10 protein-coding genes and 3 tRNA genes are annotated in these 17283 nt (G+C 34.9%); 4 read left to right on the top strand and 9 right to left on the bottom strand.

Annotated features, from left to right (window positions below; genetic code table 11):
* Positions 1-9 precede the first annotated feature (9 nt).
* Positions 10-2505 carry a cation-translocating P-type ATPase gene (locus DB895_RS12000; protein WP_116725608.1) on the top strand — a complete coding sequence of 832 codons (2496 nt, stop codon included), beginning with the start codon at positions 10-12 and terminating at the stop codon, positions 2503-2505.
* A 36-nt stretch (positions 2506-2541) separates the two neighbouring features.
* Here the strand turns inward: DB895_RS12000 and DB895_RS11995 are convergent, their stop codons facing one another.
* The 9 genes from DB895_RS11995 to DB895_RS11955 all read right to left on the bottom strand — a co-directional run bounded on the left by DB895_RS11995 (position 2542) and on the right by DB895_RS11955 (position 9705).
* A complete protein-coding gene (locus tag DB895_RS11995; RefSeq protein ID WP_116725607.1) occupies positions 2542-3594 on the bottom strand; it encodes an o-succinylbenzoate synthase in 1053 nt (350 codons plus the stop codon).
* A 19-nt stretch (positions 3595-3613) separates the two neighbouring features.
* On the bottom strand, positions 3614-4813 hold the full coding sequence (locus DB895_RS11990) for a tetratricopeptide repeat protein (protein WP_116725606.1): 1200 nt from the start codon (positions 4811-4813) through the stop codon (positions 3614-3616).
* Between the two features lie 144 nt (positions 4814-4957).
* Positions 4958-5638: a metal-dependent hydrolase gene (locus tag DB895_RS11985; protein WP_116725605.1), complete on the bottom strand. Its 681-nt coding sequence runs from the start codon at positions 5636-5638 to the stop codon at positions 4958-4960.
* A gap of 9 nt (positions 5639-5647) precedes the next feature.
* Entirely contained in the window at positions 5648-6577 is a 930-nt protein-coding gene (gene menA, locus DB895_RS11980) for a 1,4-dihydroxy-2-naphthoate octaprenyltransferase (protein ID WP_116725604.1), read from the bottom strand.
* 66 nt (positions 6578-6643) lie between these two features.
* Positions 6644-7477: a 1,4-dihydroxy-2-naphthoyl-CoA synthase gene (locus tag DB895_RS11975; RefSeq protein WP_394336335.1), complete on the bottom strand. Its 834-nt coding sequence runs from the start codon at positions 7475-7477 to the stop codon at positions 6644-6646.
* A 148-nt stretch (positions 7478-7625) separates the two neighbouring features.
* Positions 7626-7699: transfer RNA gene (locus DB895_RS11970), tRNA-Arg, on the bottom strand.
* Between the two features lie 23 nt (positions 7700-7722).
* Positions 7723-7797, bottom strand: a tRNA-Pro gene (locus DB895_RS11965).
* Between the two features lie 16 nt (positions 7798-7813).
* Positions 7814-7900, bottom strand: a tRNA-Ser gene (locus DB895_RS11960).
* 287 nt (positions 7901-8187) lie between these two features.
* A complete protein-coding gene (locus DB895_RS11955) occupies positions 8188-9705 on the bottom strand; it encodes a T9SS type A sorting domain-containing protein (protein ID WP_116725603.1) in 1518 nt (505 codons plus the stop codon).
* A gap of 534 nt (positions 9706-10239) precedes the next feature.
* On the opposite strand from DB895_RS11955, the gene DB895_RS11950 reads away from it, so the two are divergent.
* The 3 genes from DB895_RS11950 to DB895_RS11940 all read left to right on the top strand — a co-directional run.
* Positions 10240-11583, top strand: a complete 1344-nt coding sequence (locus DB895_RS11950; protein WP_116725602.1) for an OmpA family protein — start codon at positions 10240-10242, stop codon at positions 11581-11583.
* 916 nt (positions 11584-12499) lie between these two features.
* Entirely contained in the window at positions 12500-13102 is a 603-nt protein-coding gene (locus DB895_RS11945) for a hypothetical protein (protein WP_116725601.1), read from the top strand.
* Positions 13103-13120: 18 nt separating this feature from the next.
* A partial coding sequence (locus DB895_RS11940) for a beta strand repeat-containing protein (protein ID WP_394336334.1) occupies positions 13121-17283 on the top strand: 4163 nt, incomplete at its 3' end.

Here is a 17283-nt window from a genome sequence, read left to right as displayed (position 1 = left end):
CATATATACATGAATCCAGGATTAAGCACAGCTGTAGCGGTAGAAAAATTAAAAATTCATGGCTACAATGAGCTGCCATCAGTAAAGCCAAAAAACATCTGGCGAATTGCCCGTGAGGTAATGAAAGAGCCCATGTTTCTTTTATTAATAAGTTGTGGTTTGCTTTACATGATTCTTGGCGATTATAAAGAAGGAAGTGTAATGCTTGCCACTATTTCAGTCATCATTTTCATTACATTTTATCAATACCGAAAAACAGAAAAGGCACTAGAGGCATTAAAAAAACTTTCTTCCCCAAGAGCTTTGGTGATTCGGGACGGAATTGAAATTAGAATTCCAGGACGTGAAGTCGTACCCGACGACATCATTATATTAAATGAAGGCGACCGGATTTCGGCTGATGCAATAGTGTTGAACACAGCTAACCTTGTTATTGACGAATCGATGCTTACCGGTGAATCTATTGCCGTTTCTAAAAGTGTGGCTGTAGATTCTTCAAATACAAACGGACTTGTGTTTAGCGGAACGCTTGTAGTGCAAGGAAAGGCTGAGGTTAAAGTTGTTGCTACGGGTTTTAAAACACAGTTTGGTAAAATTGGAACTACTTTGCAAAATATTGACGAAGACGAAACCCGTTTGCAAAAAGAGATGAAGGTCCTTATTAAATCTTTTTTCATTATTGGGGCATTCATCAGTATCGGAATCGTTATGGCTTTTTATTACACAAGAGGAAATTTTGTTCAATCATTACTAAACGGTCTGGCGGCGGCAATGTCTATTTTACCTGAAGAATTTCCAGTTGTCCTAACTATTTTTCTTGCACTGGGGGCTTGGAGATTATCCAAAAATAATGTTTTGACCCGAAAATCTTCTGCCATTGAAACACTGGGTTCTGCAACTGTTTTATGTACTGATAAAACAGGAACGATTACCCAAAATAAAATGGAAGTGGTCGCTTTATATAATGGCAATGAATTTTTCAATAAAAATATTTTTTTAGAAAGACAAAATCAAATTAATAATCTGATTCTCGCTGCGCATCGCGCTTCAGCAAAAGATTCCTTTGATCCAATGGAAAAAGCGATTAGCAAAGTCCATGAGGAAATACTTTTGCCAGATGAAAAAACCAAACTCATTAAAGAATATCCATTAAGCCATGAATTACTTGCAATGACACGCGTTTTGGAAAGCGATTCAGAATATTCCTTTTCGGTTTCAGCCAAAGGAGCTCCAGAATCTGTTTTTATTTTGTGCAAAATGGACGAAAATGCAAAAGCGACTCATTTGTTAGCTGTCCGTCAAATGGCAGAACAAGGATTGCGAGTTATCGCGGTTGCAAATGCCTCACATCAAAATAAAACACTTCCTAGTATTCAACATGATTTCAATTTTAAGTTTCTGGGACTTATTGGATTACAAGATCCCATTCGAGCCGAAGTTCCTCAGGCAATAAAGGAATGTAAAGAGGCCGGAATTAAGGTAATTATGATTACGGGGGATTTTCCCGCAACTGCAAAAAGTATTGCAGGGCAAATTGGTTTAGATCCAGAAAAGGGAATTATTACGGGAGAAGAACTAAAAAAAATGAATGATGAAGAATTAAAAATAAAAATAAGAGATACTAACATTTTTGCTCGCGTAGTTCCTGAACAAAAACTGCGAATTGTTCAGGCACTAAAATCCAATAATGAAATTGTAGCAATGACGGGCGATGGCGTAAACGATGCTCCTGCGTTAAAGGCAGCAAACATTGGCATTGCAATGGGTAACAAAGGGACTGATGTGGCAAGAGAAGCGGCTTCATTAGTCCTATTGGACGATAATTTTGCTTCCGTCGTTTCGGCAATTCGTTCCGGTAGAAGAATCTTTGATAACCTACAAAAAGCGATGTCTTACATACTTGCTCTTCATGTCCCAATTATAGGATTAACACTTTTACCTGCTTTTTTTAGTTCGCTTCCCTTATTGCTCATGCCCTTACATATCGTGTTTTTAGAATTAATAAATGACCCCGTATGCTCCATTGCATTTGAATCAGAACAGGAAGAAAAAGGAATAATGAAACGACCTCCCAGAGATGCTAAGGAACATTTTTTTGGGAGAAAAAAAATATTTCTGAGTATTTTGCAGGGTTTCCTTTTACTCACCACGGTTTTGTCTGTCTATTTTTATTCCCTATATGAAAAACATAGCGAAGGAGAAGTAAGAGCTATTGCCTTTTCTACTCTCATAATAGGAAATATTTTTCTCATAGTAACCAACCTTTCCGTAACAAGAAGCTTTATTTCAGTGATTACAGAAATAAAAAGTGTCATTTTTCTAATTCTGTTGGCTGCATTCATTATGCTATTTTTGATTTTGACCGTTCCCTTTTTACAAGAAATTTTTAATTTTCAAATCACAAGTTATCTCCATTTTATTTCAGCATTTTTAGGAGCCTTTGCACTACTAATTATTCTGGAAACGGAAAAATATTTTAAAAACAGGAAAAACAACACTATATAGTGATTATTAAATGAATTATACTCAATTCACAATCTCTCAAACGGTTTCAAAATTCTCAAAATTAAAATTCCAATCACTCGTTTTTTCATACCACAATTGTCCTTCTGAAACTTCTAATGGGCAATCAAAATTATTGGTATAAAGGGCTCCGGTTCCTAAACCTTGAGGCATTAAATTGTGGTGTAAAAAAGTCCATTGTGCAATGGCATTGAGTCCAATATTACTTTCTAAAGCAGAGGTAATCCACCAGCCAATTTGGTGTTTTTTAGCCAATGAAATCCATTCTTGGGTACCTCGAAAACCACCCACGAAACTCGGCTTCAAAATGATGTAATGCGGCCTGATTTTTTGAAGTAATTCTTCTTTTTCCTGAAGTGAAAACACACCTGTTAACTCTTCATCTAAAGCTATGGAAATTGGAGTGTTTTTGCAGAGCTCTGCCATACTGTCAGTATTGTTTTTTTGAATAGGCTGTTCAATGCTATGTATTTTAAATTCAGTAAGTTGTTTTAATTTATATAAAGCATCAATTGCATTGAAAGCGCCATTTGCATCTACCCGAATTTCCACTTCTTCCGATGTGAAATGTTGTCGAATAAATCGCAATAATTGAAGTTCCTTATCAAAATCTATAGCGCCAATTTTAAGTTTGATGCAATGGAAACCGTCAGCCAATTTTTCCCGAATCTGTTCCATCATAAAAGCCTCATTTCCCATCCAAACCAAACCATTAATTGGGATGCTTTTTTTGCCTTTCGTGAAGCCCGAAGGAAACAACAAAAAAGGGGTTTCACTGGCTAGAGATTGGAACGCCATTTCCACTCCAAATTGTATGGAAGGAAACTCCAGCAAGCTTTCCCAAAGTTGGTCTTTACCTAAATGGATATTCTCACAAGTCCATTGCAACTTTTCTTCATAATCGGGGCGATCATCAATACTCAAACCTCTCAAGATGCCGCACTCGCCTACTCCTCTTTTTCCGTTCTCTTCAAGAATAATAAACCATGTTTCTTTTTCGGTCATCACGCCACGGGAAGTTCCTGACGGTCTTTTGAAGTTGAGGATGTATTTGTGGTAAGTTGCTTTCATATTACTTTAGAAAGTCAAATTAATTATCGATACTATTCAATATCCTTTTAAAATCCTCCGAAGGCAATCCTGCTTTTTCAAAAGTTTCAAAGTCCTGCTTTACTTTTTGTGTCCAACTTAAACTATCGGTTACATTTTGCGACTGGTATTTTTTATAAATCGATTTGGCTTGACTATATTCATTATTCAATAAATAGGCATGGGCTAAATTCAATTTAGTCAATAATTCCGAATCGTCCAACTTCTCTCCTATTTTTAGAAATCTGATGGCTTTATCGTATTGCTTCGTTAAAATATAACAACTTCCAATAGCATTAAAATCAGAAACGATTGCTTTATCATTTTCAATAATCGCCCCTAATTTGACTATTGCTTCACCATATTTCTTTTGTTTTGCCAAATCAGAAGCCTGACTGCGTAAGGCGCTGTAAACCTCGTCAGAACCTCCCGTTTCCGTAAAACAAGCCTTACCGAAATCTTTGATGACTTTGGTTTTTTCTGCTGCCAATAGACTTTGATACTCATTAAAGCGGTATTCTTTTTGCAATTTCTCCAAAATGCAGACACAGTAATTGTCTGAATTCGGGATTTTTTTTGCCAAATCGGTAGATTTACAAAGACTCAAAACCGATTTTCTGTTTTCAAGACTCCAACCGCTACTCAATCTTGTATTCACCCACGGCACCACTTCTAAAACGATGCGTTGGTTCATGATCCAGTTTTTGTTTTCAAAACCAAACCACATGGAATTCGATTTTAAGCAACTAGATGAGTTTATAGAAAGGCGTTTCGCATCTTTGTTTACTGGATTGTTTTGAGCTAAACAGGCCTTATTCGTCGTTCCTTTTTCTTTATAATCAGCAGCCAATGTTGCATTTGAGAAAATAGCGTATTTGCATTTGTCTTCCCCTGAAATTTTTGACAACAACAAAACTGCTCCAGCCGAACCTTGGCTTATTCCCGTTGGGTCAGGTATTGCTTTGAGGACAGAAACCAAACTATTAGCCATTTGCTGGTTTTCGTCGAGTAGCGTGATTCTGAATACCACTTCTGTGGTTCCAATGGGTAAATCTTCAGTATTGATAATAATTCTTTTCCTTGCACTTACCACCACTTGTTTGGAGGTAGCACGCTCCTTGTCCCAATAGCCGTCTTGTTGCGCAAAGGATTGTATTGCGATGAAAAAGAAAAAGAGGAAAGTGAACTGTTTATTTTGCATGATTAAATTTGTAAAAGTCACGGGATTTTGATTCAAAACGAAAACCCTAGCCCAGATAGTAATGAAAATCCTTTTTATCTCGTTTCTTTAACGAGATAAAAAGATTGTAATGAATAGCTGGAAAAAGCTTCAAATGATTTGTATTTACAATTCGATACTTTCTCCGATTTCCAATAACATTAAGTCCTTTCCCTTGTTGAAAAACTTGCGAATGGCCTCTTCATGGTTAATTTCGATATAACCAAAGGTGTCGTAATGGCATCCGAGAACTTTGTCGCATTCCACAAAATCAGAAGCAAGAATAGCGTCTTCAACATCCATGGTGAAATTGTTGCCTATGGGAAAAATTGCCAAATCGAGTTTGGTGCGCATCGGAATAAGTTTCATATCCATCGTTAGGGCGGTATCTCCAGAAATGTATATGTTTTTATGTTCGCCTTCAATAACAAAGCCTCCAGGATTTCCTCCGTAAGTGCCGTCTGCAAAAGAACTGGAATGGACGGCATTGACATACTTTACCGTTCCGAAATCAAATTTCCAACTCCCTCCATGATTCATAGGATGATTTTTTAGCCCTTTATTCCCAAAATGCGTAGCCACTTCATAATTTGAAACAATAATTGCATTCGGATTATTTTGCATGATATATTCCACGTCCAACACATGATCTTGATGCGCATGGGTTAGAAAAATATAATCGGGTTTCAACTCGTTAATATTAATGTGGCATGCTTTAGGATTTGCTGAAATATAGGGGTCTACCAGAATGCTTTTGCCACTGACTTGTATTCCTAATGAAGCGTGTCCGTAAAAAGTAATTTTCATAAATTATTTTTAAGAGTTATTGACAATGATGTCAGACAAAAAGAAAATTAAGCACAATGAGAGCAATACCGACAATAAAAAAGTACTTAGGGCCACTTTTTTTAATTCGGGATCTAAATTTCGGCTGTCTTTCGTTTTGTAAACCGTAATCAAATGCTTGGTTAGCGGAAAATAAGCAACAACAAAAATGTATTGATCAAAATGGAAGTCACTTAAATAGGCAAACACTAGCACTAAAATCATGGCGGAAACAATCAAAAAATAATGATATGTTTTCGCTTTTGCAGTGCCGATTTTTACCACAATGGTGTTCTTTCCTGATTTTTTGTCTGAGATTTCGTCTCGCATATTATTTAAGTTCAAAACGGCCACGCTCAACAATCCAATGGCTGTAGCTGGCAGAAATAGTAAATATCCGTTTTCAAAAGTTTTGGCAAACATGAAGTAGATACCTAAAGTGCTTACTAATCCGAAAAAGATAAAAACAAAAATATCCCCATAACCACGGTATCCGTAGGCACTACTGCCAACTGTATATCGAATTGCGGAGGCGATGGCCAAAATCCCGAGTACTAGGAAAAAAAGTGAAAACAGCAAATTATGACCTTTGAACGAACAATAGATGAGTAGAATCGCCGAAAGCAACGTTAATACCGAAGTCATAATTATGGCGCGTTTCATCTCTTTAGGTGAAATTACCCCACTTTGAATAGCTCGTTTTGGCCCTATTCGATCCTCGTTATCTGTCCCTTTAATACCATCGCCATAATCATTCGCAAAATTGGAAAGTATCTGCAATCCTAAAGTGGTGGAAAGCGCAAAAAACACAATTTTCCAATTGAACATAGATTGCGACATGGCATAAAAACTCCCCAATATTATTCCTGACACCGAAAGTGGTAATGTTCTCAATCGTGCAGCTTGAATCCAATGTTTCATTGTTAATGTTTAATCGTTAATTTGGTTATTTGTTGATTTGGACGTGCCTGAAATCTGTTATCTAATTTATGGCAACCATTTTTTTTCAAAATTCGGTTTGCGCTTTTCTAAAAAAGCATTTCTTCCTTCTTTCGCCTCATCAGTCATATAAGCCAAGCGTGTAGCTTCTCCTGCAAAAACCTGTTGTCCCACCATTCCATCATCCGTAAGATTCATGGCAAATTTTAGCATTTTTATGGATGTTGGCGATTTTTGCAGAATTTCCTGTGCCCATTCATAAGCGGTATCTTCCAGCTCCGCATGCGGAATCACGGCATTGACCATCCCCATATCCATGGCATCTTGTGCAGAATAATTACGTCCTAAAAAGAAAATTTCTCTCGCTTTTTTCTGACCCACCATTTTGGCCAAATAGGCTGACCCATATCCTCCATCAAAACTAGTTACATCAGCATCCGTTTGTTTAAAAATGGCATGTTCCTTACTGGCTAGTGTCAAATCACAAACCACGTGCAAACTGTGTCCGCCACCAACTGCCCAACCAGGAACTACTGCTATAACTACTTTTGGCATAAACCGAATGAGACGTTGTACTTCAAGAATATTCAAACGGTGTTGTCCATCCTCTCCGACATAGCCTTGATGACCCCGAGCATTTTGATCACCCCCGCTACAAAAAGAATAAATACCGTCTTTAGATGAAGGGCCTTCGGCAGAAAGTAAAACTACACCTATTGAAGTATCTTCTTGAGCGTCATAAAAGGCTTGATACAATTCCGATGTGGTTTTTGGACGAAAGGCATTGCGGACGTCGGGACGGTTAAAGGCAATACGCGCTACTCCATCACATTTTTTATAGGTTATATCTTCGAAGTCTTTGACGGTTTTCCAATGTATCATTTTCTTGTTTTGATTATTTTAGTGTAAAAATAAAGTATTTTTTATATTTTATGAATAAACAAAACTTAAATAAGGAGTCTAATTGAATTTTACATCAACAAACCATATAAAAAACAAAAAAACCCACTGAATTCAGTGGGTTTTGAAGTGAAGGCAGAAGGATTCGAACCTTCGACCGCCTGCTTAGAAGGCAGGTGCTCTATCCAGCTGAGCTATGCCTCCATGGCTCATGTAAAAAAAATTAGTCGGGGTGGCAGGATTCGAACCTGCGGCCTCCTGCTCCCAAAGCAGGCGCGATAACCGAGCTACGCTACACCCCGAAAAACTTAAAAAAAGCGGAGAGTAAGGGATTCGAACCCTTGGTACAGTTACCCATACGCATGTTTAGCAAACATGTCCTTTCGGCCACTCAGGCAACTCTCCAAGCTCAAAGAACGTGTCTTTATTTAAGCGGTTGCAAATATAACTTTCTATTCTCTATTTCACAAACAAATACAGTGTTTTTTTTATCCTAAAATCAAAATCATTAACAATCAAATGTATAGCTTTAAAAAAAGTAATTACACAAACTTATAATATCTCAACAACTCATTATTTTCGACGAACAGCCCTCCTCATAGAGACTATCCCCTACAACTGGCTCAAAAAAAACTCCTCAATTACTTGAGGAGTCTTAGTTTTTTTTGAGTATGTATTATAAAAAATAAGAATTACTCTTTGATGATTTTTTTGGTAATAATTCCTAAATCAGATTTAATATTCATCATATATACTCCAGAAGCAAGTCCAGAAATGTTCATTTGAAGTTTTGAAGTTTTATCAAATGCTTTTTGCACTACTATTCTTCCGTTTAAATCTGTAATGTTCACATTGTCAATTAAACTATTTTCTGAAGAAACTGACACTATATCTTTAGCCGGATTAGGGGAAACAGAAAATTTATTCGCATTAAAGTTATTAACAGAAAGTACTGAAGAGAACTCTAAAGAATCAAAAAACATAGCCGTATCGGTTGCACCAATTGGAGAATTATTATTAAAACCAAAATAATAAATCCCACCTGTAGTAGCAGTCCATGTTGCAGTTTGCTGTGTATAGGCAGTATCGTCAGTGATAACAAAGCTTTTAACTAAAGTAGTTTGACCTGCACTTGTCTGACTATCCCCAACTTTTAAATCTAATGCCAAATCTGTAGGAGTTCCACCTGAATACAATCTTGTTTTAAAATTTATCGTTACAGTTTCTCCTGCACTTAAACTTAAAGCTCTTGAATATGCCCAATCATCCGTTGCCGCTGTAGTACTATTAAAAGAATACAATGATGAACCATCGCCACCATCAGCATAACTTGCAGGATTAGTTGTACCATCACTTGTAAAAAGTGAAAATCCTTTGAAGCCATCTCTTAAATTATTTGCAGGATCTTCAAATCCATTTGAATAAGGTAATGATTTTGCCAGATATCCATAATATGGTCCCTGATATTCACTTTGAGAATTTACATCACAATTAGAACGAACATAATATCTAAAGTTTGACGAAACCGGTAAGTCCGTTAAAGAACCTACAACATATGATAGGCTACCCGCAGGAACTGACACACTCGTTCCTGAACCAGCGGCTGCAGTAAAATCAGTACTCCAGTCAACATCGTAATTTGATGGCGCTCCAATTGCCGGATCCCAATATAAATTTGCTGAAGTCGTAGTATAGGAATCTGGAGAATAAAAATCACTAGAACCTAATCGTACGCAAGAAACAGGAGTAAATGTAAATGTGAATTTAAATCCGAGATTCGTCAATCCACCATCTATTATCCAAAAATTATCCCATTGAATGTAATACGTTGTTCCGGCAGCAACTGGAACAGTTAAAGTTGATAAATAATTAGACGCATCAACATCATCATTAGAATCTACACAAGACAAAGTAGTACAAGAAGTACCGCTTAAAACGGACAATCTAGTATCGTCACTGTAAGTTGTACCATCATTAACTGGCAAATCGGATGAAATTGTCATTTCACCATTAACAGTAGGAGTGTATTTGTACCACATTGCTTTAATACCTACATTGCTGTCCAAACACAAAGTTTGATACGTTCCCGTGGCAGGTGCTACTGTTTTTGTACCATTTGTAGTAATGTTTATTGCGGCTGCACAAGAAGCTTGTCCAAAAACATTTATGCCAATAATTAGCATAAAACATGAAAGTAATAGTTTTTTCATAAATTTTTATTGAGTTTAAATTAAATATCTGACAAATATAGGGAATGTTTTAATTTTATTATAAATTTTATGATGTTAAAAATTTATCTTTAATTAAATCTAATATGTCTCTATTATAATTATTTATCAAAGTATTTAAAATACTAGAAAAAATAAATTCAAATGCCATTAATTCATTTTTTATGACACCTTGTTTTTTACGTATATTTTTTTATTTTTTGTCTTGACCAATTCAAATGACAATCTCAAACTATCGCTTTAAAATATTCATTTTTATGAATAATCTTTAAAAGCAACTATTATAATCCCTCCTAAAGATTTATTTATTTTTTTAACAATAACCGTCAATTTTCCTAAAAAGAAAAGAATCCAACTAAAAAATGTTACCATATACCCATTTTAAATGAAATTATCATTAACATTTAATCATAGTGATTTTTTTACAAAAAATTGAATTTTAAAAAAAAAAATCTATATTTGTGGGTTAATAGTAAAATCTAATTACAAATATTATTAATAATATTCAAACAAATTATGAAGAAAAGTCTAATATTATTATCTTTTACCTTATTGACAATTTCCAATGGAATTGCGCAAAGTAAAGACAATGAAGATTCAAATGAAGGTAGTACTTTCAATAAATGGACAGTTGAATTAAATGCCGGAAATAGTAAAGGATTAAAACCATATACTACAGGCTATTTTGCAAGTAATACCGATTCCTATTTTGGCAGTTTTGCATTAGATAGCTACGGTATTGGTGTACGATACATGATTAGTCCTAAATTTGGATTTAAATTAGATTTAAGTTCTGATTTACTTGAGAATAATAAGGATACGGATAGTCGCATTTTTAAAGTGCAACAATATCGTATTGGAGTACAGGGAGTCATAAATGCTGCCCGCTTTTTGGATATGCAAAAGGAATTAGGTAGATTTGGTTTATTATTTCATGGCGGTATCCAAATTGCACAAATGACACCTAAATTGGCCATTGATGACGACGGAAAAGCCAATCCAGCCTACAATCATACGGAGGATAATGGAGGTATTATATTTGGTATTTCCCCAGAATTTAGAGTTACTAAAAAAATATCCTTGATGACCGACATAAGCTTTGCAAGCAATTTAAGACAAAATTTTAATTGGGACGGACATTGGGATAAAGAACCGACCAATTTAACGGGAAGTATGGTAACTACAACATTCGGCATTACCTACTCTTTAGGAAAAGGAGAAATACACGGAGATTGGGCGGATATCGATGACAAGAAATCAGCCAATTTCAAAGCCTTAGATGATAAAGTTAGTGAATTAGAAAACATGTTAAATGATACGGATAAGGATGGCGTTCCTGACTATTTAGATGCTGAAAATAATTCTATTACTGGTATTGCAGTTGATACCAAAGGAAGAATGGTAGATACTAATAAAAATGGTGTTCCTGATGAACTAGAAAAATTCATGGACAAAACTTATGTGGGTAAATCAAAAGACCCAAAAACATCTGATACCGCTATTGCTGAAGTGATTAAAAAATTAATAAATGAAGGCTATGCTACTGTATATTTTGATTCTAATAAATCAAACTTAACTAATATATCAACTGAAGGTGTAGATTTTATTTTAAACTTTTTGAGATCTAATCCTACAACATCCGTTGACATCACCGGTCATGCTGACGAAATTGGAAATACTAAATCCAATCAAAAATTAGCCCTTACGAGAGCCACTAATGTAAAAAATACATTGATCAAAGCAGGAATAAATCCATATAGATTAAATGTTAAATCTGAAGGTGAAGACACATCAGTTGATCCTAAATCTAAAGATGCAAGAAGTTTGGTTAGAAGAGTTACTTTTAAAATAAAAAATTAAAGTACTCAATAAATTAAAGTTAGGGGATAAAGTTAAGTATTTAACTTTATCCCTTTTTTTTTATAGTTAGTACGTTCTAATTAATAACATAGTGTTGTTAAAGTTAACTATCGAGCAATTGTATGATTCCTTAAACATATTTCATGATATTGAAATATCTATTATTCAGTACTAAACATTAAGCTTTATACAGAAACGCTTTCCTTCTTATCAAAATAAATTACGAATCAGAATGTCTTTTCATTAAAATTTTAGAAAGATTTTTTTGTTTCTATTGTTCGTCTTCATTGTTTTATCCTAAAACACATAATCTGTCTGATCAAGCCATACATTTGCGAATATGGCATTTTTTCATTACTCCAATTCTTATTCCAAATCCATAATTTAGCGCTGACTTCAATGGAATAAAATTTTATCATAGTAGCCTGTTCTAAATCAACTTCATTTTTAATTTTCGACTAAATTATTTCATTCGTTTGAACAATTTACGAAAATGAGAGATTTTCATTGCATAATACCCACCTCCCTACTTGCTAATCATTCTACGTTTTCGATTTATAAGGAACTAATTCTATTAATTCAATCCAAAGAAATATGAATATAGTTTCTTTTCACTTCAAAAATGTTCTATCCACTTTTAATCTAATTATATCTCAAGATACAATTTAGATACCTTGAAACACAAGGCAAAAATGTTAAAAAAAACATTCTCTGATTAATATAAACTTAAAAGAAAAAAAAGAAAATGGGACCAAAACTATCTCTAAATATCACTTAAACAGATTTTCAGGTTATTCATAGAAAAAATTATTTTATAATAGTATTTGTAGGTAATTTTCCCATCAATAAAACCAATACAGTTAGCTATTTAAGGAATAAAAACGGGAATAATTAAGAATTAAAAAACATTACTACTATGAAATCAGATACCCCAAAGCAATTGATGAACCAACTGATGAAAAATTTATTATTCAGAAAATTCACAGATTTAATGGCAGGAAGAATTATACTATTACTAGTATTTACATTCTGTAGTGAAACTATTTCAGCTCAAGGAACGAGGCTAAGAAATGATATGTCAGAAATTGTGGATGTAAAAACTTTTATTTCAAGTTTGAAAACTCCAGATGTACGTTCCAGAATAACCTTTTCAAAATCACAAAATCTGGAGGATTTATTATATAAAATCCAACCGGCAATTTATTTTAATTACGGCGAAGCAAAAACTTATGGTGAAAAACCAAAAAGTTTTTTTACAGACTTTCGTTCCTTGAATCGCATAAACAATTCAAATTTATTGATCAATAATATTGAGATTGTAACTATCAAAATAAATAATGATCTCGAATTAAATTCTAAAATTGATTTATCTGTATTCTCCAATTTTAAAAATTTAAAATACATCTTTATTTTATCAGAAATAACAACTACTGCTCAAATCATTACTAACATGATTCGTAATTACGATGAAAAATATAGCATTTTTTATAAAATTGATAAAGGAGACAATAATCAATAATATATAATAAAAATCATTATGAAAAATATATACATTAAATCGATAAATAACAACCTTAAGTATTTAGTATTATTTATTGCATTCCTGATTGGAAATGCTTTTACTACTACTGCCCAAGTTAGAGTTAATTTTACCCAAAGAACGTCACAATATACTCCTACAAAAAAGATTTACAACGTGAAGGGGGACTTTGCCATGTTAGGGAACACTAACTTGACACCACAAAATTATGGTGTCAATACAAATAACAATGGTCAATATATGCAATATGTTGATATTGATAATGATCCAAATACTTTAAACTCATCATCATCAACGTTGGCGTTGTCTACAGAAAATGGAGCTATACCAAGTTGTTCCAATATTGTTTATGCCGGTTTGTATTGGACTGGAAAATCATCTGCCTCCAATACTTTTACTGTCACTAAGGATGTTCCAAATGGTACACAAGCTATTAACAATAATCTGACTATAGCTCACAATCAAAATATAGCTAATACGAATTATTCATTATCTATCACAAGAAATAATCCTAATCCTAACAACTCCAATACAAGTCCGATTTATACTTTTTCAGGAAACGGAAACACATATGTCTTTAACTATACCAACAATGCGGCACCTGCCAAAGTTACTCTTTCTGTAAATGGCGGATTGGCGGCAAATATTCCGGTAACAGTAGTCGTATCAGGGACGAATGCTACAGCTACACTCACGACACCTTACTCCATTACTGATGGAACAGTAACTTTAAAAATCAATAATTTAGTTCGAAGTACTGCAATAAATCTGAATTCAGGAAATACACAAAATACCTCGACCGCTTTGGTTAATGTTTCTGGTACCATTCCGGTAATTCTAACAATTACAAAAAATTATGACAAAAGAGTCATTTCATTAAAAGGACCTAATTCTACTTCTTACACACAATTTACAGCTGCTGCTACTGATATTTATTATCCAAATGGTATTGATGATGACATCTATTCTGCACATAAAGAAATTACTGATTATGTAAAAACAAACGGTATTGGTGAGTATTTCGCTGCGGATATAGCTTTATTGCAAGGAGATCCCGGAGGAACTGGTTATTCTGGTGGTTGGGGAATAATAGTAGTTTACGAAAACTCCAAAATGAAATATCGTGATGTTACCATATTTGATGGATATGCATATGTGAACTCAAGTAATAGTACAGGGTTTACTTTACCAGTTTCTGGTTTCAACACTGTTCAATCTGGAAATGTTGGGGTAAAATTAGGTATAATGGCCAGTGAGGGAGATGTTGCCTATACTGGAGATTATTTTCAAATTCAAAAAAAGAGCGATGCCAGCTATTTGAGTTTAAATCATAGTTTAAATTCAACTACCAACTTTTTTAACTCTTCCATAAATACGGGCGGAGGATTTAGAAATCCTTCTTTACAAAACAACACCGGAATTGATATTAGTATGTTTAATGTCCCAAATACCGGAAATACTGTAATTGGTAATAGTCAAACATCAACCAATTTTAAATATGGCACAAGCGGAGACACCTATTCTATATTTGCTATTGCAATGGCTGTTGATGCCTATATTCCTGAAGTTGAAGGATTAATATCGGCTACGACTATCAATAATGTACCTGTGGCTACCCAACCTTTTTCTACATTGCCTGGACAAGAAATAGGATTTAATGTTGATGTTAAAAACTTAGGCACAGAAGCAATTAATAATTATAAAGTAATCATACCTATCCCTTACAACGCCACTTATGTTGCCGGAAGTGCCATAGTATCTGTATTGTTTACGCCTCTGCCAACTCCAAATAATATTTATTTTGATCCTGCTTTAGGAATAACTGGCTCAATTGTTTGGGATTTTGGAAAATTGCCTTTACCGTCAAATCCCAGTACCCTTTTAGCTAAATTAAATTTTAAAATAAAAGCAACTATTGATTGTCAAATTTTAAGCAATTCAAGTTGTGGAAGTGCAATTGTGGTGGACGGTATTTCAACAGGAGCTGGTGCAACCACTGGCATTATTTTTAATGGAACAAAATTCATCCAAGGATATACCCAAAACGGAACGTGCATCGGACAACCAATAGCTCAATCCTTAACAATAGGAATCGATAGTGCCAATTATGTTGCTACATATTGTCAAAATACGCCGTTGGTAAGAAATTTTTCTTATTGCAACGGCAGTAGTTTAGTATCACCCTCAGAAATCACTTCTAACTTTCCAAATGGATCATTATTCTATGATTCCTTTCCTGTAACGACTTCATCTATTCAATATACTGCTAGTAATCCCTTCCCTTTGGTAGATGGTTCAACCGCAACTTATTATGCATTACCTCCAAGCAGTAACCCTGGTTGTAATTTTCCATTTACTATTTCAAAATGTAAAAAAATACTAGCAAATGACGATGCTGGTATCGCTGTAAACGGCTTAACTGGAGGCACATCTTTTACTAATGTATTGATAAACGATACTTTAAATGGCGTAACAGTAACCCCTGCACAAGTTAAACTAACTTTTGTCAGTTCTACCAATGCAAGTGTCACCTTATCAGGAAGCGATGTAGTTGTTGCGCCCGGAACTCCAGAAGGCAACTATACATTATCCTATCAAATATGTGAAGTGGGTAATCTTTCGAATTGCGATACTGCTATCGTGACTGTCCCTGTTTCAAAAGCGCAAATTATTGCCAACAATGATACTATTGATGGCGGAAATGGCACCACTGGAAATCCAAATGCCGGAAATGTCTTAGCAAACAATGGCAATGGTCCTGATTCTTTAAATGGAAACCCTATAACTATCGACCAGGTTAATTTAACGATAACTACGCCTGCTACTGCCATTAACGGAAATCCTGTGCCAGCAATAAACCCGTCCTCGGGACAAATAAGTATCCCAACTGGTACTCCAGCAGGAACGTATACAATAATTTATCAAATTTGCGAAAAATTAAATCCGACTAACTGTGATTCTGCAACTGTTACCATAACTTCTGCTGCCCCTATTATCGATGCAGTAGATAATTCTTACAGTTCCCAATGTTCATTAAATGTTAGCTTGGGTAGTGTATTAAATAATGATACATTAAATCTTTTAACAGTCAATCCAAGTGATGTGATTATCACTTTAGTTTCGGGTGATAATCCAAACGTATCATTTAATACAACCACTGGAGCTGTTTCAATAATTAGCGGACTTGCCGTAGGTCAGTATATTTTAGTTTATAAAATATGCCAAGCAATTAATCTAAATAATTGTGATACTGCTAACATTGTAATTAATATTACTGATACAACTAAACCAATAGCTCCAGTCCTAGCTGATGTTATCGGACAATGTTCCGCAACTGCAACGACTCCAACCACAACCGATAATTGCAGTGGTACGGTTACTGGAACAACTGCCGATTCTTTAACATACAATACTCAAGGCACACATATTATCACTTGGACTTTTAATGATGGAAATGGTAATTCAATAACAGCTACACAAAATGTAATTATTACTGATACAACTAAACCAATAGCTCCAGTCCTAGCTGATGTTATCGGACAATGTTCCGCAACTGCAACGACTCCAACCACAACCGATAATTGCAGTGGTACGGTTACTGGAACAACTGCCGATTCTTTAACATACAATACTCAAGGCACACATATTATCACTTGGACTTTTAATGATGGAAATGGTAATTCAATAACAGCTACACAAAATGTAATTTTAGCTGATAATATAAGTCCTATCCCTCCTTTAGCCCCTGCTAATTTAATAGTGGATTGTGCCATTAATGTTCCCACTACAATAGCTCTCACTGCAACTGATAATTGTAGTGGCATAATAACTACATTGGGAGTAGATTCGATAGTTCAAGGAAATTGTCCCAACTCATTCGTTATAACTAGAATTTGGACATTTACTGATGCATCTAACAATTCATCCTCAATTTCGCAAACTATAAACGTCCAAGACATCACGGCTCCTGTGATTGCGGCTTTGCCGGCTCCATCAACCATTTCTTGTCCTGCAACACCAGTCTTTGCAGTAGCAACCGCAACGGATGGGTGCGGCTCTGCCTTCACTTTGACTTCGGCTGATGTAACTACTCCTGGTGTTTGTGCCGGTTCCTATTCTGTAACCAGAACTTGGACGGCTAAAGATGGGTGTAACAATTC

The organism is Flavobacterium psychrotolerans (assembly GCF_003097635.1).
GTDB lineage: Bacteria > Bacteroidota > Bacteroidia > Flavobacteriales > Flavobacteriaceae > Flavobacterium > Flavobacterium psychrotolerans.
This window is presented reverse-complemented; position numbering and strand designations above follow the sequence as displayed.